The following is a 21,686-nucleotide window of genomic DNA, read 5'->3' as shown; positions in this document are numbered from 1 at the left end:
ATGCCGACGTAGTTGCCCAGCGACTTGGACATCTTCTTCACGCCATCCAGGCCTTCCAGCAACGGCATGGTCAGAATGCACTGCGGCTCCTGCCCATAAGCACGCTGAAGCTCGCGCCCCATCAGCAGATTGAATTTCTGATCGGTGCCGCCCAGCTCGACGTCGGCCTTCAAAGCCACGGAGTCATAGCCCTGCACCAGCGGGTAAAGGAATTCGTGAATGGCAATGGACTGATTGCTTTTATAGCGCTTGTCGAAATCGTCACGCTCGAGCATCCGCGCTACCGTGTACTGCGAAGACAGGCGAATGAAGTCAGCCGGACTCAGTTGGTCCATCCAGGTCGAGTTGAATGCAACTTCGGTCTTGGCCGGATCGAGAATCTTGAAGACCTGAGACTTGTAGGTTTCGGCGTAGTCGAGGACCTGCTCACGGGTGAGCGGCGGACGCGTGGCGCTTTTACCGCTCGGGTCGCCGATCATGCCGGTGAAATCACCGATCAGGAAGATGATCTGATGCCCCAGATCCTGGAACTGCCGCAGCTTGTTAATAAGCACGGTGTGCCCAAGGTGCAGATCAGGTGCAGTCGGATCGAAACCAGCTTTGATACGCAGTGGCTGGCCACGCTTCAGCTTCTCGACCAGCTCGGCCTCGACCAGGAGTTCATCTGCACCGCGCTTGATCAGCGCCAGCTGCTCTTCAACCGACTTCATTTCAGTCCCCAATTCAAAGGGAGCCAACCTTACAAGATCAGAGCCCAATTACAAGTTTTGCCCAGCGTTTGCCTGCGAATCAGTGACCGATACGCGGGAAGGGTTGCTTCGAGCAGGTTTTGGTTATATTTTATACAGTTATTTCATCTTCATCATGTCATTCATCTTTTCCATTTCACCTTTTTCAAAGTCAAATTACCTATGAAAGACACACCGCCTAAAGCGCCCCCGCTTTATCCGAAGAGTCACCTGCTCGCTGCAAGCGGCATCGCCGCATTGTTGAGCCTGGCTCTCCTGGTTTTTCCGTCCAGCGAAGTCGAAGCCAAACGAACCAACATTCCGCTTGATCTGGAGGCACCGGATCAGGACGTACAAGATCAAGACGCTCAACAAGCCACTCAAGCCACACCTGAAACCACCGAATCGCCATTTGCCCAGATCGACAATGCCGACGATCAGGCTCAAGACACCGCCAGTGCACAGCCTCAGGCAGAAAAACCCGCGCCAGCCGCTGCGAAGGATCCTGCTCACAGGGAAGTCACCGTCAGCAAGGGCGACACGCTGTCGACCCTGTTTGAAAAGGTCGGGCTGCCAGCTGCTACCGTTCATGAAGTACTGGCCAGCGACAAGCAAGCCAAGCAGTTCAGCAAGCTGCAGAATGGACAGACGCTGCAGTTCGAGCTGACGCCGGACGGCCAGCTCAAGCAATTGCATACCAAGCTCAGCGAAGTCGAGTCCATCAGCCTGTCGAAGACAGCAACTGGCGGTTACGCATTCAATCGCGAGATCAGCAAGCCCAACGTGCGTAACGCCTACGTACACGGGGTGATCAACAGCTCCCTGTCGCAGTCCGCGCAGCGTGCCGGCCTGACTCATAGCATGACGATGGACATGGCCAATATCTTTGGCTACGACATCGACTTCGCGCAGGACATCCGCAAGGGTGACGAATTCGATGTGGTATACGAACAGAAAGTGGTCAACGGCAAGAGCGTAGGCACAGGGAATATCCTGTCCGCCCGCTTCACTAACCGGGGCAAGACCTACACCGCCGTTCGCTACACCAACAAGCAGGGCAATACCAACTACTACACGGCTGACGGCAACAGCATGCGCAAGGCGTTCATCCGTACCCCGGTAGACTTCGCCCGCATCAGCTCGATGTTCTCGATGGGCCGCAAGCACCCGATTCTCAACAAGATCCGCGCCCACACAGGCGTCGATTACGCAGCGCCACGTGGTACGCCGATCAAGGCAACCGGCGATGGCAAGGTCCTGCTCGCCGGCCGCCGTGGCGGATACGGCAATACCGTCATCATTCAGCACGGCGACACTTACCGTACGCTGTATGGCCACATGCAGGGCTTCGCCAAAGGCATACAGACCGGCGGCACTGTCAAGCAAGGTCAGGTTATCGGCTATATTGGAACTACCGGCCTGTCCACAGGCCCGCACTTGCACTACGAGTTTCAGGTCAATGGCGTTCACGTAGACCCACTGGGCCAGAAGCTTCCGATGGCGGACCCGATCGCCAAATCCGAAAAACAGCGGTTCATGCAGCAAAGCCAGCCGTTGATGGCGCGCATGGATCAGGAAAAAGCCACCACGCTGGCCTCGAATAAAAGGTAATCCATGGACTTCTTCTATATAGGTGTGATGTCTGGCAGCAGTCTCGATGGGATTGATATCGCCCTTTTGAAGCAGGATGACCGATCAAGGCTTCTGGCCACTCACTACATCCCCATGCCCGAAGACCTGTATGCCGAGCTGCTGGGGCTTTGCTCCAGCGGCGCGGATGAGCTTGCGCGTGCGGCAATTGCAGAGCAAAAGTGGTGCAGGCTGGTCGCACAGGGCGTGCAGACCTTGCTGGAAGATCAAAACATGGTGCCCGCTCAGATTCGCGCCATCGGCAGCCACGGCCAGACTATTCGCCATGAGCCTGCGCGCGGCTACAGCATTCAGATCGGCAACCCTGCGCTGCTGGCAGAGCTGACTGAAATTACCGTGGTCAGCGACTTCCGCCGCCGCGATATCGCAGCAGGCGGCCAGGGCGCACCTCTGGTACCGGCTTTCCACGAAGCGCTGTTCGACGACAACAAGGATCATCGCGCCGTATTGAACATCGGCGGGTTCAGCAACTTGAGCCTGATCGAGTCCGATCGCCCGGTGGAAGGCTTCGACTGCGGACCCGGTAACGTCCTGCTCGATGCATGGATACAGTCACAGCGCCACGAGAGCTACGACAAGGATGGCGCGTGGTCGGCGAGCGGCAAGGTTGATTCTGCGTTGCTCAAGAAACTGCTCAGCGATCAGTTTTTCCTGACCAAGGGCCCCAAGAGTACAGGCCGGGAAGTATTCAACCTGGGCTGGGTTCACCACCATCTGTTCCAGTTGCCAACGCTGGCTCCAGAAGATGTACAGGCCACTCTGCTGGAACTGACAGCGTTGACGATCACCGAATCCCTGCAATCGGCCCAAGCCATTACCCGGGAGCTTCTGGTCTGTGGTGGCGGCGCGCATAACAAGGCGCTGATGAAACGTCTTGCAGAGCTGTTGCCCGGCACCGAGGTCAGCAGTACCGAGAAGTTCGGCGTAGACCCTGACTGGGTTGAAGCGATGGCGTTTGCCTGGCTGGCTCATTGCTGCCTCGAAGGCGTTCCGGCCAACCGTCCGACGGTAACCGGCGCCAAGGGCAGACGTGTTCTGGGCGCGATCTACCCCGCCTGATACCTGCTGTAATGCAAAACGCCGCTCAATGAGCGGCGTTTTGTTTACAGCAAGCTTCGATCAGATCGAAAACGAAGAGCCGCAACCACAAGTCGTGGAGGCATTCGGGTTCTTGATCACGAATCGCGACCCTTCAAGCCCTTCCTGATAATCGACTTCTGCGCCGGCCAGGTACTGAAAGCTCATCGGATCGACAACCAGGCTTACGCCCTCGCGCTCGACGATGGTGTCATCGTCTGCCACATCTTCATCGAAAGTAAAACCGTACTGAAAACCTGAGCAACCGCCACCTGTAACGAATACACGCAGTTTGAGACGATCATTGCCCTCTTCGTCGACCAGGGTTTTCACCTTGTGCGCTGCATTTGGAGTGAACTCCAAAGCGGTAGGCGTGAAGGATTCGACACTCATGTCTGATATCTCCCGGCGTTAGCCGTCGTAATGCGTAATGACGGCATTATCCGCTTCTCCTAGAAAATCGGTCAACTATTTGATCGGGAGCGGCTACAAGCTACAAGCTACAAGCTACAAGCTACAAGCTACAAGCTACAAGCTACAAGCTACAAGCTACAAGCTACAAGAGCATGGCCGGCCCGCCTTTGCCTTGCAACTTGAAGCTTGCCGCTTGAAGCTCAAAGCTGCCTCCCTCAGGGCATCATGCCCGCATGAGACAACCCGGCGCGCTCATCAAGGCCGAACAGGATGTTCATGTTCTGCACCGCCTGGCCCGACGCACCTTTGACCAGATTGTCGATCACCGAAAGCACGACGACCAGATCGCCGCCCTGCGGACGATGCACCGCGATGCGACACACGTTGGCGCCACGCACACTGCGGGTTTCGGGATGGCTGCCCGCTGGCATCACATCCACGAATGGCTCGTCGGCGTAGCGCTTCTCGAACAGTGCCTGCAAGTCCACCGAGCGATCAGTGACCGTTGCATAGAGCGTGGAGTGAATGCCACGAATCATCGGCACCAGGTGTGGCACGAATGTCAGGCCGATGTCGCCACCGGCAGCACGACGCAGCCCTTGGGTGATTTCAGGCAGGTGACGGTGACCCTTCACGGCGTAGGCCTTGAAGCTTTCATTGGCTTCCGAGTACAGCGAACCGATATTCAGACCACGGCCCGCACCGCTCACGCCAGATTTGCAGTCGGCGATCAGACGAGTGTTATCGGCAATACCGGCTTCAAGCAGCGGCAGGAAACCCAACTGGGTAGCGGTCGGATAGCAACCCGGTACGGCGATGAGTCGCGCGCTCCTGATCTGCTCGCGGTTGACTTCCGGCAGCCCGTACACCGCGTCTTCCAACAGTTGCGGAGCACCATGAGGCTGGCCGTACCACTTGGCCCACTCGACAGGGTCCTGCAGACGGAAGTCGGCAGACAGGTCGATCACCTTGGTGCCTGCCGCGAGCAGTTCACCGGCCAGGGCATGAGCGACACCGTGAGGCGTGGCGAAGAACACCACGTCACAGGCCCCCAGAGTTTTCACGTCAGGCACGCTGAACGCGAGGCCGTCGTAGTGCCCGCGCAGGTTCGGATACATGTCGGCGACTGGCATGCCGGCCTCCGAGCGCGAGGTAATGACCACTACTTCTGCCTGCGGATGCTGTGCCAACAGACGCAGCAACTCGACCCCGGTGTAACCCGTGCCGCCGACGATACCGACCTTGACCATAACCTGCCCTCAACGAAACAACTGGAAAGCGGTCGATAATAGGAGCCTATCGCCTCTGCGACAACCGACAACGTGACGTATGGGCGCACAAGACACTACTATTCGGCCACCGTGAACCTGGGAATAATCAAAAATGCTCTATCTATGGATAAAAGCGCTTCATGTCATCTCGATGGTCTGCTGGTTTGCAGCCCTGTTCTATCTGCCAAGACTGTTCGTCTATCACTCGATGAGTGAGGACACGGTCAGCCGCGAGCGTTTCATCGTCATGGAGCGCAAGCTGTACCGTGGCATCATGACCCCGGCAATGATTGCAACGCTGGTCTTCGGCGGCTGGCTGATCAGCTTCGACCCCAGCGGTTATTTCAGTCAGGGCTGGATGCACGCCAAGCTCGCACTGGTTGTCCTGCTGATCGGCTATCACCACGTCTGCGGCGCACAGATGAAACGCTTTGCCCGTGGTGAAAATGGCCGCAGCCATGTGTTTTATCGCTGGTTCAATGAAATCCCGGTACTGATCCTGATCGCCATCGTCATTCTGGTTATCGTCAAACCCTTCTGATTCCAAGCTTCGCCCGGCCTCATCAGTAACACGACAGGGCGCTCTGTCTCAGGCAGGCGCCCGGCACTGTTTTTCACTTAAAGACAAGGAAGCCCCGTATGGCCGATTCACACTTCAAGATTGTGTTTGAAGGGCAGGTGCGTGAAGGTGTCGAGCTCGACACCGCAAAGGCCAACCTGGCGGGGCTGTTCAAAAGCGAACCGTCTGCAGTGCAGAAGCTGTTCAGCGGTCAAACCGTTGCGCTCAAGCGCGGGATTACTTACCAGGATGCGGAACGCTACTTGAAGGCGCTGAACGATGCGGGCGTCGAAGCACGTATCGAACCGGACATTGAAATCAGCCTGAGTCTGGACGAAGTGGTCAGCCAGCCCTCCCCTAAACCCGCGCATCTGGAAATATCACCCTACGCACCGCCCAAGGCACAGGTCGGCGCTGATCAGCCTGGTCATTCAACGCTGAAGGTGCTGAGTATCAATGGACGTATCGGGCGCTTGCGCTATCTGGCGTGGAGCATGGTACTGAGCGCCGCGACGCTGATGCTGGTAGGTGTGTGCCTGCTGGTCATGAACGGTTCGCTGGTCGCCGGCGGCCTGCTGATGGCAGTGGTGCTCGTCGCGTTCGCGGTCATCGGAGCGCAGATCGGCGTTCAGCGGCTGCACGATCTGGGTTGGTCGGGCTGGCTTCTGCTGCTGACCATGGTGCCATTCGTAGGCAGCGTCTTCCCGTTTCTGATGATCCTGCTGCCCGGAACAAAAGGCCCAAACGCTTTTGGCCCGCCGTCGCCACCAAATTCCAGAGGTGTTAAGACTCTGGCCGTTCTGTGGGTGTTACTCATCCCCATAGTCGTGATCGGGCTCACCGCTGGCGGCGGAGGGATGCTGCGCGATGAGTTGGAATTGCAGACCGATGAATACGAGCAATCCCTCCCCTATGACGACGAAGAAAGCCGTGACAGTGCCTTGACCGCGCCAGCGGATGTCAACATAGAGTCCGAAGAACAAAGCGACAAGTAATAGACTGCTCACGGTTCGGCAGACTGCCGGTCGCAACACGCTCAATGGAGAACTGCATGACCCGTTACGCCCTGATCACCGGCGCGTCCAGCGGCATAGGCCTGGCGATGGCCGAAGCGCTGGCACGTCGCGGTCGCAACCTGATCCTGGTCGCCCGCCAGCGCGATCTGCTGGAAACAATTGCACTGGAGTTGACTCAGCGTTTTGGCGTGGAAGTGCTGTTTCGAGCATGCGATCTGGGCGAGCCACTGAGGCTCTCGGGCTTTCTGCTGGAGCTGGAAGACGGTGCCCACCAGATCGATCTGCTGGTCAACGCTGCGGGCATCGGCACGTGCGGACCTTTTCTGGCTCAGGACTGGAGCGCCGAGCAGGACCTGATCGATCTGAACATTCTGGCCCTCACGCGCCTGTGCCACACGGTCGGCAATCTGATGGCCATTCAAGGCGGCGGCCAGATACTCAACATTGCCTCGGTGGCGGCGTTCCAACCCGGCCCATGGATGAGCACTTATTACGCAAGCAAGGCGTATGTCCTGCATTTTTCCGAGGGGCTGCGCGAGGAAGTGAAGAAGGCCGGGGTGAAGGTCTCGGTGCTGTGCCCCGGTCCGACCAGGACGGCTTTTTTCCGCACCGCGCAGTTGCAGGTCAATGTGGATAGCCTGATGAGCCCTGAAGAAGTGGCGCTGTATACCGTTCGCGCACTGGCAAAAAACCGCGCAGTGATCACACCCGGTTTCAGTAACCGGTTGTGGACGCTCAGCCCGCGCCTGGTTTCACGCTGGCTGGCTCGTCAGATCAGCGGCTACATCAACAAGAAATACTGCCCACGCTGACCGACAAACGGCTGGGCGAACCGCGTCTCGCTCAGTACACTCGGACGCGCTGAAGCACAGCGATACCCTGTGACGACCATCAACCGACAAGGAGCAAACGGCTGTGGACACTTTGTTTACCAAGATCATCAATCGGGAAATCCCGGCGAAGATCATCTATGAAGATGATCAGGTCCTGGCCTTTCACGACATCGCCCCACAGGCACCCGTGCATTTTCTGGTTATCCCGAAAAGGCCTATCCGCACCCTGAACGATCTGACCGAGGAAGACAAAGGCCTGGCCGGACATATCCTGTTCACGGCGCAGCGTCTGGCCCTCGAACTGGGCTGCGAAGAAGGCTTCCGCGTGGTGATGAACTGCAATGAGCTGGGCGGGCAGACCGTCTACCACATTCACATGCACGTACTCGGTCAGCGTCAGATGAACTGGCCACCGGGCTGAGCCAGCGTTTTCGGGCTTCCCGACCGACCAGCGCGTGTGAGCAGCGCTGGTCGGATGACACAAGCCCTGCCCGCTCCGGCCGATTGGGGTAAACTGCCCGCATGATCTTCCGGAGGTGCCCATGGCTACCGAACGTCAATACTCCCCCCTCGACCGTCTGTTACTGCAAGCCGACAGCGCGATGCGCACCTTGCTGCCGTCCAGCGCGCACTCGCAGCGCCCTTCCCCAGCGGTTGTTCAGCCTGAACACAAGATGAGCGAAGTCGACACGCGCCACGTCGCGGGTCTGATGCGCATCAACCATACCGGCGAAGTCTGCGCCCAGGCGCTTTATCAGGGCCAGGCGCTGACGGCAAAGCTGCCCAAGGTGCGCAAGGCGATGGAGCATGCGGCTGAAGAAGAAATCGATCATCTGGTCTGGTGCGAACAGCGCATCCATCAGCTTGGCAGTCATACCAGTGTGCTGAACCCGCTGTTCTACAGCCTGTCCTTCGGGATGGGCGCGATAGCCGGCGTCATCAGCGACCGGGTCAGCCTGGGTTTCGTCGCGGCGACCGAAGATCAGGTCTGCAAGCACCTGGCTGAACATCTGGAGCAACTGCCTACCGAAGACGGTAAGTCCCGGGCCATCCTGCAACAGATGCTCAGCGATGAAGAACACCACGCTGAGTCCGCACTGGAGGCAGGCGGTTTTCGCTTTCCGGCACCGGTCAAGTTCGGCATGGGTGTGCTGGCCAAGGTCATGACCAAGTCGACTTATCGCATCTGACGATGCGTATACAACGCCCATAAAAAAGGCGCCTGCATCAGGCGCCTTTTTAATGTCCGGAATCCGGGTTTATACGGCGACGTTGCGGCCGTAGAAGATTTCCAGCATTTCGTGTTTGACCTTGGCGGTCACCTGCTCGCGCTGCTCGGGAGACAAGTTGCTGGTGGCGTCGCCAAACAGGTAGTTGTCCAGTTCGAACTGCTTGAGCAGCATCTTGGTGTGGAACAGGTTTTCCTGATACACGTTCACGTCGGTCATCTGGTAACCGTTGCGCGTGTCTTCGGACAGGTAGTTCTGGATCGAGTTGATCTCGTGGTCGATGAAGTGCTTCTTGCCTTCCACGTCACGGGTAAAGCCGCGCACGCGATAATCGACGGTCACGATATCCGACTCGAACTTATGGATCAGGTAGTTCAACGCCTTGAGCGGTGAAATAACGCCACAGGTCGACACATCGATATCCACGCGGAACGTGGCAATACCGTCAACCGGATGAATTTCCGGGTAGGTGTGGACCGTGATATGGCTCTTGTCCAGGTGCGCCAGGATGGTTTCCGGCAGTGGACCTGGCGACTCTTCGATCTGGCTTTCGGTAGGCGTCACCGGCTGCTCCGAGATCAGAATGGTCACACTGGCACCTTGTGGATCGTAATCCTGACGCGCAATGTTCAGGATGTTGGCACCAATGATATCGACAACATCAGTCAGAATCCGCGTCAAGCGTTCTGCGTCGTACACACTGTTGATGTACTCGACGTACGCCTGCTGGTCCTGCGGGGTTTCCGCATAGCAGATGTCATAAATGTTGAAGCTCAAGGTCTTTGTCAGGTTATTGAACCCGTGGAGCTTGAGTTTGCTTTTCACCGTTAAAAACTCTCTATATGGGTGCGGCGCCAGCCGCGTGATCAAGCATGCCCGTCAGGTGAGCCCGGCTCATCTGCGTAGGACGGTTAACACCTCTTCGCGTTGGCGATTTTGGTTGTCTGTTCGGACCGGCAGCAGAAAACCAATACATGCTGCGCCCGTAAAAAGTGGCGCATTATGCAGACGTCCGAAGCCGTCTGCCAGAGTGTGCGCCGTTTTTATGATCGTTGGATGTCTGGCGTTCAGCCCAGTTCGACAATTTCATAATCGTGAGTGATCTTCACACCCGCGTTGCCGAGCATGATCGAGGCCGAGCAATACTTCTCTGCAGACAGTTCGATCGCTCGCTTGACCTGCGCTTCTTTCAATCCTCGTCCTTTGACGACGAAGTGCAGATGAATTTTGGTAAACACTTTCGGGTCTTCATCGGCACGTTCGGCATCGAGAAATGCCTCGCAGCTTTCAACAGGTTGGCGCGACTTTTTCAAAATGCTCACAACGTCAAAGTTGCTGCAGCCACCCAGACCGATCAAGACCATTTCCATCGGGCGTACGCCCAGATTGCGACCACCGCTTTCCGGCGGACCATCCATTACCACCACATGACCGCTGCCGGATTCGCCTAGGAACATGGCTTCGCCAGCCCATTGGATGCGTGCCTTCATCGCCAAGACTCCACTGTAAAAAAAGGGGTCGCCAGCTTAGCACAGGGCCAAAAGCTGCCCGGAAGAAATGCCTTTTGTAGGAAATGCGTAGGAATGTTCGCAAATAGCTTCCTACACGTCTGGAAAAGCTGGCGAGAATAAAGGCGCAGCCGATACCTATAGGTATGCCATTTGGCCATACACCTTATTTCGGAAGTCTCGCATGGTCGCAATAACCTTTACGCCCAAAGCAAACAGTCTGGACAAGCTGCTGCCCCATGCAGAACGCCGCCGCCTCCCCGCGAAAACCAACATCATCAATGCCGGTGACCGCTCCGCATCGTTGTTTCTGATCCTCAAGGGTTCAGTCACTGTCCTGATCGAGGATGACGAGCGCCGGGAGATGATCGTCGCCTACCTCAACAGCGGGGATTTCTTCGGCGAACTGGGCCTGTTCGAGCAACCGGGCAAGGAGTCGGTACGCAGCGCCTGGGTGCGGGCCAAGACCGAATGCGAAGTGGCCGAGATTTCATATGACACGTTCCGCGAGCTGACCAGGCAAGAGCCGGAAATCCTGTATGCGCTCTGCAGCCAGATGGCTGAGCGTCTGCGCAACACAACGCGCAAGGTCGGTGATCTGGCGTTCCTTGACGTCACCGGGCGAGTGGCTCGCACGTTGCTCGAGCTGTGCAAGCAGCCGGATGCAATGACTCACCCGGACGGCATGCAGATCAAGATTACCCGCCAGGAAATCGGGCGCATCGTCGGCTGCTCGAGGGAAATGGTTGGACGTGTGCTCAAGGCCCTTGAAGAACAGAGCCTGGTCAACGTCAAAGGAAAGACCATGGTGGTCTACGGGACACGCTGAGCCCTTGGTATTCAGAGCGCAGCGAGCAGCTTCCGGTAAGTCTGCGCCAGACGCTCCAGGACATCAGCGCCAGGAAACGCTTCATACAGGGCAATGTGGCTTTCGGCCTGAACACGCGGCTCAAGCTCGCACAGCTCATTAAAGCGATTTACCGCAATCGCCATCTGAACGCGCTCGTTTTCCAGCAGCAAGGCACCGTGTGCCAGCACTACAGGACGCGTTCCGCCCTGACTCTGACGCCAGCGCTGAGCCGTTCCAACCATCTTGCGACCATCGAGATTGACGTTGAAGCGGCCGTCGCAGAATGCGCCAGCCACCTCACCCAGCGAAGCCTGCCCGCCCAACTCGGTCAACAGATCGAGAATCGGCTGACACAATCGCAGGTAGGCGGTTTCTATACGGTCACGATCAACGTCAGTGGGCGATTGCGCGTAGACCAGCGCGATATTCAGCGTGGCAGAGGACTGCGGCACTGGCTCGCCGCCGGTTTCACGCAAGAGAACAGGCCATGCATTGTCCGACAGGGTCTCGCTGGCCTCGGCAAAACCCGGTAACCGGCTCATCCGCCGAGGCATCACCAGCGCGCGATCATTGGGCCGCCAGAACAACAGCCCATGATCCGCCGCACCGGAGCAGACCGACGCCAGAAGATCCTGCTCGGCCTGCAGGCCTTGTTCGACACAAATGTCGATGATCGAGTCTTGCACGTCGGACCTCGTAAGGGTGTTCAGCTCAATGCGCTCAGTCGCTGGACGAAGTGCTTACCGCTATCTTGCGCTCAGGGAAGAACAACCGCTGCAGCTCGGCGCCAGGGTGCTCGGCACGCATGAAGGCCTCACCCACCAGAAACGAATAGACATCGCTGATTTCCATCAGCTCGACATCCGCACGATTGAGAATGCCGCTTTCGGTGACGACCAGGCGATCACGCGGGATACGCGGCAGCAAATCCAGCGTGGTTTCCAGGCTCACTTCAAAGGTATGAAGGTTACGATTGTTGATGCCCACCAGCGGTGTATCGAGCGTCTTGAGTGCACGCTCCAGCTCGTCGCCATCGTGCACCTCGACCAGCACATCCAGCTTCAGGCCCTTGGCAACGGCAGCCAGTTCAGCCAGTTGCACGTCATCCAGTGCCGACACGATCAGCAGAATGCAGTCAGCGCCCAGAGCACGTGCTTCGACCACCTGATAAGGGTCGATCATGAAATCCTTGCGGATCACCGGCAGGTTGCACGCCGCACGGGCCTCCTGCAGATAGGCATCGGCGCCCTGAAAGAAGTCCACGTCGGTCAGCACCGACAGGCAGGTCGCGCCACCGGCCTGATAACTTCTGGCGATCTCGCCCGGCAGGAAGTGTTCGCGGATGACGCCCTTGCTCGGCGAAGCCTTCTTGATTTCCGCAATGACGGCGGGCTGTTTAGCCTTGGCCTGAGTGATCAATGCGTTGGCAAAGCCACGTGGCGCGTCCGCCCGGGCTGCCTGTTGTTCAAGCTCGGTCAGGCTCACAATCGCACGACGAGCCGCGACTTCCTCGGCCTTTCGGGCAAGGATCTTTTCCAGTACGGTTGGCACACTCATGCTTCGTTCTCCTGCTTGAATACCGCCGTGAAGGCACCCAGCTCTTCCAGTTTTTCCCGCGCCAGGCCCGTGTGCAACGCATCGTGCGCCAGGGCCACGCCCTCTTTCAGGCTGGTGGCGTGATCTGCAGCATAAAGCGCGGCGCCGGCATTGAGCACGATCATTTCCGCAGCTTTCTGACCGTTCTCGGTCTTGCGGCGTCCCAGTGCATCGCGGATCAGCTCCAGCGAAGCCGCCGGGCTTTCCACGGCAAGGCCGTACAGGCTCTGGCTTTTGATGCCTAGGTCTTCGGGCTGTACCCAGTATTCAGTGACTTCGCCGTTTTTCAGCTCGGCCACGAAGGTCGGTGCGGCCAGACTGAATTCATCCAGGCCGTCCTGCGAATGGACCACCAGCACATGCTTGCTGCCCAGACGCAGCAGCACCTCGGCCAGCGGGCGGCAAAGCGCCTGGTTGAACACGCCGACGATCTGATGACGAACGCCGGCCGGATTGGTCAGCGGGCCAAGCATATTGAACAGTGTGCGCAGACCCAGCTCGCGACGCGGCCCGGCTGTGTGCTTCATGGCCGTGTGATGAGACTGGGCGAACATAAAACCGATGCCCACGCTGTCGATGCAACGCGCCACCTGAACAGGCGTGAGGTTCAGGTAAACCCCGGCGGCTTCGAGCAGATCAGCACTGCCGCTTTTGCCCGAGACAGCACGATTACCGTGCTTGGCCACCGTGCAACCTGCGGCGGCAATGACGAAAGCAGACGCCGTGGACACGTTGAAGATATTCGCGCCGTCGCCGCCCGTACCCACGATGTCGACCACACCATCCAGGGTTTTCAGTTCGACCTTGCCGGCCAGCTCGCGCATCACCGAAACCGCACCGACGATTTCATCGATGGTTTCGCTCTTCATGCGCATGCCCATCAGAAACGCACCGATCTGCGCTTCAGTGCATTGGCCAGTCATGATTTCGCGCATCACATCGCTCATCTCTTCAGTGGTCAGGTCCAGCTGGTTGACCACGCGATTGAGCGCGCTTTTGATATCCATGGGGGTACTCATAAAAAATCCTTAGCCCTGACGATGGCCGCCGCTCTGCTTGAGAAAATTGGCGAACAGCTCGTGGCCCTGCTCGGTCAGGATCGACTCGGGGTGAAACTGCACCCCTTCGACGTTCAGTGTCTTGTGGCGCAGGCCCATGATCTCATCGACCGAACCGTCTTCCAGCGCAGTCCAGGCCGTCACTTCCAGGCAGTCGGGCAGCGTATCCTGTTTGACCACCAACGAGTGGTAGCGGGTGACCACCAACGGATGATTCAAACCATCGAACACCCCGCCGTCTTGGTGAATGACCGGGCTGGTTTTGCCATGCATGACCTGACGCGCACGAACCACGTCGCCGCCAAAGGCCTGACCGATGGACTGATGCCCCAGGCACACGCCCAGAATCGGCAGTTTGCCCGCGAAGTGCTTGATCACGTCAAGCGAGACACCGGCTTCATTGGGCGTGCACGGGCCAGGCGAGACCACGATGTGCTCCGGGTTCAGGGCTTCGATCTCGGCGATGCTCAGTTCGTCATTGCGAATGACTTTGACGTCCGCCCCCAGCTCACCGAGGTACTGCACGACGTTGTAGGTAAACGAATCGTAGTTATCGATCATCAGCAGCATTTTGCTATCAACCTTTTGATTTACTGACTTGATTCAGGCCTTCCGGATTCTGCTTCACTCATGCATCCCCACGTCAGCCACAAGGCCGGGGGACGGAGAAAAGCATCAAAAAATCGAAGGCATACAGGTACGGGTCCGGCAGGGCCGGCAAGGAAATAGTCAGGCGCGCCAACGCCAACGGGCGTGAGCCTTGATAACGCGCATCAAAAGCTTGCTGACTGTCGTCACGGAAGGGGTCTCATCGGTACGTTTCAGGACATTAGCGTACCGAATCGGCCGGTGCAATATGAATGTACCGGGCCGCGCCGATTGAAAAGCAGTTAAAGGCTGAAAAGAGGGCCGCGCCTCCTTGCGGAGGCGGGATTGAGGCAGGGGCACGATGGCCTAAGGGGTGGGGAGCCGAGAGGAACATCAGTGCGCAATCTCGCGCACGTAGGCTTGGCAGGCCTTCAAAGCGATCAATCCCTGATCGCCGTAGTCGGTGATGGCGACAATTCGTCCAGCAGCCGCTGGGTCAAGTTCGCCTCGCGAGCTTCCATGAACCACGCCGCCGGTGTCGGTGCCGGCTGGCACGCCATCACGGTTGGCGGGGCTGTTGGCGAGGAGGACTGACAAGCGCAAATCAGCGGTAGCCAGGCGATCACGCAAACGAGCCTGAGCAGTCTGTGCATCGCTCAATTCCTTGTGGATGGTTGAATCGTTGGTGTGCAAACGGACTTCCAGCGCCCGTCGTTGTGCCTGCTCGGCGTTCTGCCAGTCGACGACCGCGAGCGCCGCCTGCTCGCGCTCGCGCTGCCACGTCAGTGCTTGCGTGGACAGTTGCAGGCCATAGCGGGCCGCCTGCCATTTCCAGGCGGCCCATGTACCCAGCCCTGACCCCAGCACGAATGCGAGGATCAGGCATCGCATATCCAGCACTTTCACGGCAGCACCTCCAATGCCCGCTGGTAAAGCGCCTGTCGATCCGCCAGGCCGTTGGTACCGCCGTTGATGCGGCGGGTGATCATCAGAAAATCACCCTGGTCTGCCAGCGCGTTGAGGTTGGCCCGGTCCCAGAACCATGCCGCCGACATGGCCGCGTGGTCGGGTTGTTCGAGCAGTTGCGGCTGGGCAAGCAAGTCCAGCCCGAGCGCCTCCCCGCACGCCTCGTAGTTGGTCCGCCCCGTCACCTGAATCAGCCCACGGCCCCGATACAGCTGACCGTCGCCATCTGCCTCTGGCGTGTTGCCCAGACGCAGCGCCAACTGGCCCGTGTCGTACTTCGCCAGGTAGCTGTCACTGCCCAGCTCACGCACATAACGAAGCTGCCCGGACTCATGCCCTATCTGAGCGATGAACGCGGCGATACGCAGGCGGGTGTCGATGGCGTAACGGGCCATGGCGATGTTGAGAGCAGGAACGAAAACGCCGGCTTTAGGGCCGGCGTTGGGGAGGATTTGTAATAGTTGTTGCTGGTTGATAGGCATTGGTCCTCCTATAGGGGTTACAGGACTAACCCGCCCCCTGAGTCGATAAAGTTCCCCTGTGTAAACGCAAGTTGAACGGCGGATAAAACAACGCCCCGTCAGTGCGGGGCGTTATGGCTTGGGCAGTTCGTCTTCACTTACGCCCCTTGGAATCGCGAGCTTTTCCGGAGGCTGCACGTCGACAAATGGCGTAGCAGGCGGGACGGGCCAATCGAACGACATCGGAAAGCCTGAGCGTGCGTCGAGCTGGGCAAGTTGCACCCGATAAAGCCGATACGCATCTAACTCGGCTTTCAGCACAGGCAGCGCTTTCAGTTGAGCTTCAGTAGCCAAACCCAATGCGACGGCATCTTGCAAAGTGTCCAGCTCATTAGCCAATGCGTTGATTTTTTCCGTAGCCCCGGCCGAATAGCCGCCGCGTAGAATCATGACATGTGCCATGACCATCTCTTCGGTCGGCTCAAGAATCTCGCCAAATTCACCGGCAATTGCGCGATTGAAAAGGTCTACGCCATGTGGCTCCGAGTCATCGGCGGAGGCAGCAAAAGGTACCTCGCCATACAAATCCTTGGTTTCCTCGAAGATCACCCAAAGAACAATGGATGTATGGGCCTGATCGGCCCAGCGAGGGTCACGAGCGCTTGATACTGTGTTCATATGATTACCTTTACGAAACTCGTTGAAAGAGAGTGCGTTCACTGCTAGAGAAGGCGCCGTGAGCGCGCCAGGTGCCTACGCCAATGAGACCAGAGTTGTTACCAGCGCCATCGCCGCCGTTTGTGGAGCTATAAATCAGATTGGAACCCGCTATCATCCCTCCCTGATTGACTTGGCCCTGAGAAGAAATGACCCGCGCAAAAGCGTAGGAACCAATTGCACTCATACCCAACCCGGCAAGTTTCGTAGGCAGGTTGTAATCATTCGTCAGGTCGCCGAAGTCAGTGACATCTACTTGAAGGCGCAGGCTGCCGGCACTGTTATAGCCAAGGCGAACTTTGTTGGTCGACATGTTCGGGCCACCGCCCTGTTCAATAGGTGGAAATCCCAGACGCGGCTGCAAGTAATAAACCTGGCCATCCGAAGCCCTGCGCATGTACGGAAGGTTTACGTCATTACCGGCAAATCCCACATATGAAATAGAATCCGCCATAGCCCGCTGTAAATCACGGGCATCACTTTCAGCCTTTGTATACGCATTGGTAATGCCATACGCAGCAAGCGTACTGCCCCAATTGGCTTTGCTACCTGGATCGAAGTTGTTGGCGTACCAGAGAGTCCCCATATCAGTAGCATCAACGGTCGCCTTGAGACCGTTGTCCGACCAACCAATCTTCACAACATTATTGAGCTGCCCTACGCCAGTGCCCTGCTGAACGGGCGCGTAAAGCAATTTAGTCTGAAGCCAGCAGGTAGCGGAGTCAGAAGAACGTCGCATGTAGGGCTGTCCCAGAACTCCTCCGGCAAGCCCCACGTAAGAGATGGCGTCGGCTAAAGCCCTGCTGTCCAGGCGCGTGTCAACTTCACTTTTGGCATACACCTCAGCCTTGGTGTACGCATCCGAAATACCATTACCACTAAGTGTTGTAGGGTTACTCCCCGCCTCCACCTGCCCATATTTATTGACCTTGACCCGAGTGTAATCACCCGCGGCCACACCACTGCGTCCCAGCAGACGCTCGAACGCAAGGTCAGTCGTACCCAGCACCGGCACTGTCGTATTGACCAGTTGCCATACGGTGCCCGCGTTTTTCGTGCCGGCCTGCACCGGCACCATATGACCCGGCGTGCATTCGGTGCTTTCGTTCGCATCCTGCGCACGTGCCCAGGCGCCTGCCGCGGCGACATAAATCCAGTTCTGCGACGCGGTGTCCTGATTTTTGACCAGCACCCGATCGCCGGCCACCAGTGTGACGTCATCGATGGTCTGCAAACCGCTCAGCCCAATGGAGACTGTCGTGGCGCAACGCACCGATTTTTTGTAATCGGATGCTGCCAGGCCAAGAATGGCTCGATGCAACTGGGTGACATCCTCCTCGTTGGGTACCAGACCGGCCCCCAGGATCACGTTCAAAATCTCCTGCGTCACCGAGTTGCCCCACTGCGCCGGGATCAGCGAGCCAGGGGTGCCGGTCGCCGGGTTTTCATCTACAAACTTGCCGCTTGCCAAGCCTACGCCCGGCACACTCTTGGGATAATCCACATTGTGTTCCTCAGTTGAAGTTTACGAATTCGACGCTGTGCGCCGGTGCTGCTCGACGGATCAAACATTCGATTGCGAGCCCGGGATTCACCCCGAACCGCTCTCCCCAGTAGCTGGCCCCGAAGCGTCGGCCCAGGCGCTGGCGCCCGCCGGTGTTCAGGGTCCACATGAATTGCGCGCTCCAGGTGCCGAAATGCGCCTGGCCAAAACGCGAACGCCCCATACGGGGCGCTCGGTGTTCGGTCACGGTGGCATCGGGGTAGCCCTGGCTGATGGCAATGTCGATGTAGAACGCCGCGTTCTGCCCTCCTGTCGCCACAAGCCGCTGGCGCACCGACAGGCGCCGGTCTGCGAACAAGGGTTTGAGCCCCAGGCACGGGTCAGGCAGGTTCATCACCCGCTCCCAGTCCGGGACCAGCTCACTGACGGTGGCGGGGTCCATCTCGTTGAGCAGGTCGAACGCGCGGCCATCGATGCGTGCGAACTCGCGGGACAGGCCGGTAATCACCTGCTGCAATTCCGGCACCTGCTCCGGATCCCATGCGGGACCGGGTGGAAGCAGCGCCTGCAGTTGTCCGGCGTAATGTTCGGCGGTTCTTATGACGACCATTGAATACCCCCGAACGTGAGCAACTGGTTGGCCGCGGCAGTAACGTTGGCCACGGGTGAAACCAGCACATGATCGGTTTCGCCCGTCGCGCGGCTGATGGCCTCGGCGATGTGCGTGAGCAACAGGGTTTCGCCCAGTCCGCCCTCACGGTTGTGCAGGTCAAGCAACTGCGCCTCGACCGCCGCCCGCACGGCGGAGGTATCCGGGGTGAGCCGGATGGTGTAGACCACCGGTTTCTGCACCGGCGCCAGCACATACACATCAGCCGTGACCGGACGCAGCGGCTCGATATACGCCGCGACCGCAGCGAGCTGCTCGGCGTCAGGAATGGGATCGGCCTGGTCATCACGCATGAAGAACACCGCCACCGTCCCTGGCCCCATGAACCGGCGCACACACCAGGCGCGCGTCACGCCCGGCACTTCCAGCGCCCAGGTCACGTAATCATCCTGATTGCCGCCATGCGGGATGACCCGGTAGGAGCGCACGACACGCGCACGCAACGACTCGATACTTTCCTGCGAGATGCCGCCGGAAAGTCCGTCGGCAATGACGGTGAAGGTGCTGTCGATGCCTTCGACCGGTTGCACGGCAGTCATCACCAGACCGGCATCCGCATTACCCAGAACACCGGCATCGACTGCTTCGACCGTGGTGGTGTTATTGCCCGCAACCGTGGTGACGCCTTTGGTGACGCGGTAGAAGCGTCCATCACTGAACTGCAGCACAGTGTCCGCATCCAGCACCGCGCCAGCTGCAGCCGTAAAGCGCACCGTGCCAGTAGCGGCCTGTGCCACCTTGCGCGGCTGCCTCAGGCGCAGGATGGCTTGCCGCTCGAGGGTTTCCTCGTCGGCGGTGTCCGGCAGAATCTGGTCGGCGATCCAGTCCTGATAGCCGTACAGCCCGTAGGCCGCGCCGCTGTGCGCACGGGACAATACCCGAGCATCGGACTGACGCAGCGCTTCGTCGGCGAGGTCGACCTGGGTTCGGTTGATCAGCGCCGGTAACGTAGGTGTTTCAAACGGCATAAATCACCTGCCACTGTTCAGAAGGGTTGAAACGCACGAGCTGACCGTCCGAGACGACCAGTTCGACGCCCAGGTTCAGGCGGTTGCTCTGAACCTGTTCGGTAAGGATGTTGATGTGCTTGACCTGGCCATCTTCGATCAGCCAGTCGAGCGCTTCCCGGGCATAGAACTCGGCATCGCGCTGGGTCTGGGCAGTCAGCCTGACCCGGCGCAGCAGCCACAGCCTGGAACCGATACGGTCATTGGCCTGTGCCGGGTAGGTGTCGCCCCACCAGCCATAGCGCTCGGCATCGTCGAACGGGTCGTCCGCTTCGGCACGCCGCCAGGTGAACAGGCTGATGACCACCGAGCGCAGCAAGGACGCCTGCAGAGAACCTTCAATGATCATCCGGCACCTCCAACGGGCGGCCCGCTCTGGCCATTACCGCCCTGCACGTTGCCGTGCAGATGGCTGATCTGGCTGATGCCAGCGGCAAGCTGGTCGCCCTGGGAGACGATCTTTCCGGTCTGGGTGATCTGCGGTGTGTCGAAGTTCACGGCCACCGTCGCCTTGATGTTCAAGGTGTCGGTTTCAATGTCGATGACCTTGCCGCGCTTGAGGTGAATCTTGTCGCCCTCGTCGGTATAGATCGCCACTTCGCCGGACTCCAGCCCCTTGAGGCGATAGCGCCGGTCGGCCACCACCAGCAGCAGACCGTGCGACCGGTCGCCACCAATGAACGCGGCAATGCCCTCGGCGCCGGCCAGCGGGTTGCTGGTGAAGCCGTAGGGTTCGAAGTGCTCCATGTCGTCCTTGACCTCTCCGGCGGTAAGGCGCATTTGCAGCGCCTGCATTTTGCTGCTGGCCCTGGCGAGCACCACCGTGCCGCGCACCAGCATGCGATTGAGTAAGCTCATGAGGTTGTTTCCTCGTCGATGGGCAGCAGCCAGGAGTAAGCGTCCTGATTGACCTGCACCTTGCTGCGCTTGTTGGGGTCACCTGGCTCGGCCTGGAAACCTTCAGGCGGACCGACCACCAGTGTGGTGATCGTGCCTTGGTCGCTCAGCGAGTAGGTCACGGCTGAAATCAGCATGTTGCGGCTCGTAAAACCGATGACCGGATCGATCACCCGGACCATGGTGTTGTGCCGCCAGAGCGCCCCGTTGGACTGCCGCCAGCCCTGGACCTTGTAGGTGGTGAGCAGCGCCTTGCCGGCCCGCTGACCGCGCTCCCAATTGGCGCGACTCAGGGCGAGCTTGGGTGTGATCGGCGCATCCTCATGAACGACCAGTACGCGAAGACGCTTTTTATGCGCGGGGTCGTCATGCCGGTCATCCGTGACTTCTGCCGAGACCTCCGACGACTCCTTGCCGAACGTCTGGTCATTACCAGTCTGTTGACCGATGACCCGGTACTCGGAAAAAAGCCCGGAAAAGTCCCGCGCGATGACGGCGCTCAACACATTCTTGCCGAGTTCGAGCGCGTCTGCGCTTTGCCCGCGACTGCCCGGCCTGGCCAGCACCACATTGCCGTATTCGTCATCGGTGGAAAAAATCCGGAACAGGGTCAGCAACCGGTCAATGGACTTGAACACGGTTTCGGCAGGCTCGATGGTGTGATCGGCCATCTTCGAGGTTTCCGGTATTTCGCTGATCACCGACAAACCATAGGGAGCAGCCAGCGCTTCAACGATCTTCAGCACCCCCACCTCCTTCCACTGACTCGGCCTGTTGATGGCCGAGCAGTCGATGAGGTCGGCGGTTTTCGAGCGTCCGGAAATCTTCAGTGTGACTTGCTTGCCGTCATAGCTGATCGGCGCGGCAAACACCCAACCGGTCAGAATCAACTCGCCGCCGATACGCACCTCGCACGCTGCGCCGGGCGTGATCGGATGCGAGATTTCAGTGCCCGGCCACTGCCAGGTAATGCTTACTTCAAAGCTGCGCGCCTGACGCTCGATCCCGGCAGAGATTTCCACCGACTTCCAGCCGGCGTAGTCGTGCTGGTCAACGGTCAGGGTGACAACGTTAGGGTCAATCATGG

The 21,686-nt window shown here is 58.7% G+C and carries 26 protein-coding genes (1 of these 26 cut by a window edge); 8 read left to right on the top strand and 18 right to left on the bottom strand.

Translation table 11 applies throughout. The annotated features are described in order from the left end of the window. Positions 1-710: the 5' portion of a tyrosine--tRNA ligase gene (gene tyrS, locus JOE29_RS02125; RefSeq protein WP_003316314.1), read on the bottom strand. It extends 502 nt beyond the left edge of the window; the window shows 710 of its 1,212 coding nt (coding positions 1-710); its start codon is at positions 708-710; its stop codon lies off the left edge, out of view. Between the two features lie 201 nt (positions 711-911). Between tyrS and JOE29_RS02120 the strand changes: the two genes are divergently transcribed. After that, on the top strand, positions 912-2,339 hold the full coding sequence (locus JOE29_RS02120) for a peptidoglycan DD-metalloendopeptidase family protein (protein WP_210078758.1): 1,428 nt from the start codon (positions 912-914) through the stop codon (positions 2,337-2,339). A gap of 3 nt (positions 2,340-2,342) precedes the next feature. Further along, positions 2,343-3,437 carry an anhydro-N-acetylmuramic acid kinase gene (locus tag JOE29_RS02115; RefSeq protein WP_003316311.1) on the top strand — a complete coding sequence of 365 codons (1,095 nt, stop codon included), beginning with the start codon at positions 2,343-2,345 and terminating at the stop codon, positions 3,435-3,437. Positions 3,438-3,497: 60 nt separating this feature from the next. Here JOE29_RS02115 and erpA read toward each other — a convergent pair whose 3' ends face one another. Next, positions 3,498-3,848, bottom strand: coding sequence for an iron-sulfur cluster insertion protein ErpA (gene erpA / locus JOE29_RS02110; RefSeq protein ID WP_002551953.1), 351 nt, complete (start codon positions 3,846-3,848; stop codon positions 3,498-3,500). A gap of 236 nt (positions 3,849-4,084) precedes the next feature. Next, on the bottom strand, positions 4,085-5,119 hold the full coding sequence (gene argC, locus JOE29_RS02105) for an N-acetyl-gamma-glutamyl-phosphate reductase (RefSeq protein WP_003394860.1): 1,035 nt from the start codon (positions 5,117-5,119) through the stop codon (positions 4,085-4,087). Positions 5,120-5,252: 133 nt separating this feature from the next. Between argC and hemJ the strand changes: the two genes are divergently transcribed. The 5 genes from hemJ to coq7 all read left to right on the top strand — a co-directional run bounded on the left by hemJ (position 5,253) and on the right by coq7 (position 8,738). Next, positions 5,253-5,681, top strand: a complete 429-nt coding sequence (gene hemJ / locus JOE29_RS02100; protein WP_003316309.1) for a protoporphyrinogen oxidase HemJ — start codon at positions 5,253-5,255, stop codon at positions 5,679-5,681. Between the two features lie 98 nt (positions 5,682-5,779). Beyond that, a complete protein-coding gene (locus JOE29_RS02095) occupies positions 5,780-6,694 on the top strand; it encodes a DUF805 domain-containing protein (RefSeq protein ID WP_017279832.1) in 915 nt (304 codons plus the stop codon). A gap of 56 nt (positions 6,695-6,750) precedes the next feature. Beyond that, complete coding sequence (locus JOE29_RS02090; RefSeq protein ID WP_003341077.1) at positions 6,751-7,527, top strand: SDR family oxidoreductase; 777 nt, start codon at positions 6,751-6,753, stop codon at positions 7,525-7,527. A gap of 103 nt (positions 7,528-7,630) precedes the next feature. Further along, the gene (locus JOE29_RS02085) at positions 7,631-7,969 is read left to right on the top strand and encodes a histidine triad nucleotide-binding protein (RefSeq protein WP_210078757.1); all 339 of its coding nucleotides are present in this window, start codon (positions 7,631-7,633) and stop codon (positions 7,967-7,969) included. Positions 7,970-8,090: 121 nt separating this feature from the next. Continuing rightward, on the top strand, positions 8,091-8,738 hold the full coding sequence (coq7, locus tag JOE29_RS02080; protein ID WP_003341080.1) for a 2-polyprenyl-3-methyl-6-methoxy-1,4-benzoquinone monooxygenase: 648 nt from the start codon (positions 8,091-8,093) through the stop codon (positions 8,736-8,738). Positions 8,739-8,807: 69 nt separating this feature from the next. Here the strand turns inward: coq7 and speD are convergent, their stop codons facing one another. After that, positions 8,808-9,602 (bottom strand): adenosylmethionine decarboxylase, encoded by a 795-nt coding sequence (gene speD / locus JOE29_RS02075; protein WP_003316303.1) that lies wholly within the window; start codon positions 9,600-9,602, stop codon positions 8,808-8,810. A 242-nt stretch (positions 9,603-9,844) separates the two neighbouring features. Further along, a complete protein-coding gene (locus JOE29_RS02070) occupies positions 9,845-10,267 on the bottom strand; it encodes an OsmC family protein (protein WP_003372688.1) in 423 nt (140 codons plus the stop codon). 202 nt (positions 10,268-10,469) lie between these two features. Here JOE29_RS02070 and crp point away from each other — a divergent pair, with 202 nt between their 5' ends. Further along, positions 10,470-11,114, top strand: coding sequence for a cAMP-activated global transcriptional regulator CRP (gene crp / locus JOE29_RS02065; protein WP_003316301.1), 645 nt, complete (start codon positions 10,470-10,472; stop codon positions 11,112-11,114). Positions 11,115-11,125: 11 nt separating this feature from the next. On the opposite strand, the gene JOE29_RS02060 is transcribed toward crp, so the two are convergent. The 13 genes from JOE29_RS02060 to JOE29_RS02000 all read right to left on the bottom strand — a co-directional run bounded on the left by JOE29_RS02060 (position 11,126) and on the right by JOE29_RS02000 (position 21,684). Continuing rightward, positions 11,126-11,821 (bottom strand): lipoate--protein ligase family protein, encoded by a 696-nt coding sequence (locus JOE29_RS02060; protein ID WP_010419633.1) that lies wholly within the window; start codon positions 11,819-11,821, stop codon positions 11,126-11,128. 34 nt (positions 11,822-11,855) lie between these two features. Then, on the bottom strand, positions 11,856-12,692 hold the full coding sequence (gene trpC, locus JOE29_RS02055; RefSeq protein ID WP_044313556.1) for an indole-3-glycerol phosphate synthase TrpC: 837 nt from the start codon (positions 12,690-12,692) through the stop codon (positions 11,856-11,858). Then, positions 12,689-13,738 carry an anthranilate phosphoribosyltransferase gene (trpD, locus tag JOE29_RS02050; protein WP_003316297.1) on the bottom strand — a complete coding sequence of 350 codons (1,050 nt, stop codon included), beginning with the start codon at positions 13,736-13,738 and terminating at the stop codon, positions 12,689-12,691. Before trpD ends, trpC begins: the two co-directional genes overlap by 4 nt. Positions 13,739-13,759: 21 nt before the next feature. Next, positions 13,760-14,359: an aminodeoxychorismate/anthranilate synthase component II gene (locus JOE29_RS02045; RefSeq protein ID WP_004415847.1), complete on the bottom strand. Its 600-nt coding sequence runs from the start codon at positions 14,357-14,359 to the stop codon at positions 13,760-13,762. Positions 14,360-14,770: 411 nt separating this feature from the next. Further along, entirely contained in the window at positions 14,771-15,283 is a 513-nt protein-coding gene (locus tag JOE29_RS02040; protein ID WP_024961355.1) for a lysis system i-spanin subunit Rz, read from the bottom strand. Next, a complete protein-coding gene (locus JOE29_RS02035) occupies positions 15,280-15,825 on the bottom strand; it encodes a glycoside hydrolase family 19 protein (protein WP_024649701.1) in 546 nt (181 codons plus the stop codon). Before JOE29_RS02035 ends, JOE29_RS02040 begins: the two co-directional genes overlap by 4 nt. 111 nt (positions 15,826-15,936) lie before the next feature. After that, the gene (locus JOE29_RS02030; RefSeq protein ID WP_058446294.1) at positions 15,937-16,482 is read right to left on the bottom strand and encodes a hypothetical protein; all 546 of its coding nucleotides are present in this window, start codon (positions 16,480-16,482) and stop codon (positions 15,937-15,939) included. Positions 16,483-16,492: 10 nt separating this feature from the next. Further along, the gene (locus tag JOE29_RS02025) at positions 16,493-18,025 is read right to left on the bottom strand and encodes a hypothetical protein (RefSeq protein WP_058446295.1); all 1,533 of its coding nucleotides are present in this window, start codon (positions 18,023-18,025) and stop codon (positions 16,493-16,495) included. Between the two features lie 10 nt (positions 18,026-18,035). Next, positions 18,036-18,635 carry a putative phage tail protein gene (locus tag JOE29_RS02020; RefSeq protein ID WP_058446297.1) on the bottom strand — a complete coding sequence of 200 codons (600 nt, stop codon included), beginning with the start codon at positions 18,633-18,635 and terminating at the stop codon, positions 18,036-18,038. Further along, entirely contained in the window at positions 18,623-19,663 is a 1,041-nt protein-coding gene (locus JOE29_RS02015; RefSeq protein WP_003372716.1) for a baseplate J/gp47 family protein, read from the bottom strand. Before JOE29_RS02015 ends, JOE29_RS02020 begins: the two co-directional genes overlap by 13 nt. Beyond that, positions 19,653-20,051 carry a phage GP46 family protein gene (locus JOE29_RS02010; RefSeq protein ID WP_003394886.1) on the bottom strand — a complete coding sequence of 133 codons (399 nt, stop codon included), beginning with the start codon at positions 20,049-20,051 and terminating at the stop codon, positions 19,653-19,655. The genes JOE29_RS02015 and JOE29_RS02010 overlap by 11 nt, the downstream gene beginning before the upstream one ends. Beyond that, positions 20,048-20,560 (bottom strand): phage baseplate assembly protein V, encoded by a 513-nt coding sequence (locus tag JOE29_RS02005; protein ID WP_003372720.1) that lies wholly within the window; start codon positions 20,558-20,560, stop codon positions 20,048-20,050. The genes JOE29_RS02010 and JOE29_RS02005 overlap by 4 nt, the downstream gene beginning before the upstream one ends. Further along, positions 20,557-21,684, bottom strand: coding sequence for a phage baseplate assembly protein (locus tag JOE29_RS02000; RefSeq protein WP_003394890.1), 1,128 nt, complete (start codon positions 21,682-21,684; stop codon positions 20,557-20,559). Before JOE29_RS02000 ends, JOE29_RS02005 begins: the two co-directional genes overlap by 4 nt. Between the last annotated feature and the right edge of the window lie 2 nt (positions 21,685-21,686).

This window comes from Pseudomonas sp. PvP009, from assembly GCF_017832995.1.
GTDB lineage: Bacteria > Pseudomonadota > Gammaproteobacteria > Pseudomonadales > Pseudomonadaceae > Aquipseudomonas > Aquipseudomonas syringae.
The sequence above is the reverse complement of the archived record's forward strand: the minus strand, read 5'-3'. Positions and strand labels throughout refer to the sequence as shown.

Bases quoted from the DNA above. Each gene is read 5' to 3' on its own strand.
- JOE29_RS02120 (WP_210078758.1), top strand. From the start codon at position 912: ATGAAAGACACACCGCCTAAAGCGCCCCCGCTTTATCCGAAGAGTCAC.
- JOE29_RS02115 (WP_003316311.1), top strand. From the start codon at position 2,343: ATGGACTTCTTCTATATAGGTGTGATGTCTGGCAGCAGTCTCGATGGG.
- erpA (WP_002551953.1), bottom strand. From the start codon at position 3,848: ATGAGTGTCGAATCCTTCACGCCTACCGCTTTGGAGTTCACTCCAAAT.
- argC (WP_003394860.1), bottom strand. From the start codon at position 5,119: ATGGTCAAGGTCGGTATCGTCGGCGGCACGGGTTACACCGGGGTCGAG.
- hemJ (WP_003316309.1), top strand. From the start codon at position 5,253: ATGCTCTATCTATGGATAAAAGCGCTTCATGTCATCTCGATGGTCTGC.
- JOE29_RS02095 (WP_017279832.1), top strand. From the start codon at position 5,780: ATGGCCGATTCACACTTCAAGATTGTGTTTGAAGGGCAGGTGCGTGAA.
- JOE29_RS02090 (WP_003341077.1), top strand. From the start codon at position 6,751: ATGACCCGTTACGCCCTGATCACCGGCGCGTCCAGCGGCATAGGCCTG.
- coq7 (WP_003341080.1), top strand. From the start codon at position 8,091: ATGGCTACCGAACGTCAATACTCCCCCCTCGACCGTCTGTTACTGCAA.
- JOE29_RS02070 (WP_003372688.1), bottom strand. From the start codon at position 10,267: ATGAAGGCACGCATCCAATGGGCTGGCGAAGCCATGTTCCTAGGCGAA.
- crp (WP_003316301.1), top strand. From the start codon at position 10,470: ATGGTCGCAATAACCTTTACGCCCAAAGCAAACAGTCTGGACAAGCTG.
- trpC (WP_044313556.1), bottom strand. From the start codon at position 12,692: ATGAGTGTGCCAACCGTACTGGAAAAGATCCTTGCCCGAAAGGCCGAG.
- trpD (WP_003316297.1), bottom strand. From the start codon at position 13,738: ATGGATATCAAAAGCGCGCTCAATCGCGTGGTCAACCAGCTGGACCTG.
- JOE29_RS02045 (WP_004415847.1), bottom strand. From the start codon at position 14,359: ATGCTGCTGATGATCGATAACTACGATTCGTTTACCTACAACGTCGTG.
- JOE29_RS02035 (WP_024649701.1), bottom strand. From the start codon at position 15,825: ATGCCTATCAACCAGCAACAACTATTACAAATCCTCCCCAACGCCGGC.
- JOE29_RS02030 (WP_058446294.1), bottom strand. From the start codon at position 16,482: ATGAACACAGTATCAAGCGCTCGTGACCCTCGCTGGGCCGATCAGGCC.
- JOE29_RS02020 (WP_058446297.1), bottom strand. From the start codon at position 18,635: ATGGTCGTCATAAGAACCGCCGAACATTACGCCGGACAACTGCAGGCG.
- JOE29_RS02015 (WP_003372716.1), bottom strand. From the start codon at position 19,663: ATGCCGTTTGAAACACCTACGTTACCGGCGCTGATCAACCGAACCCAG.
- JOE29_RS02010 (WP_003394886.1), bottom strand. From the start codon at position 20,051: ATGATCATTGAAGGTTCTCTGCAGGCGTCCTTGCTGCGCTCGGTGGTC.
- JOE29_RS02005 (WP_003372720.1), bottom strand. From the start codon at position 20,560: ATGAGCTTACTCAATCGCATGCTGGTGCGCGGCACGGTGGTGCTCGCC.
- JOE29_RS02000 (WP_003394890.1), bottom strand. From the start codon at position 21,684: ATGATTGACCCTAACGTTGTCACCCTGACCGTTGACCAGCACGACTAC.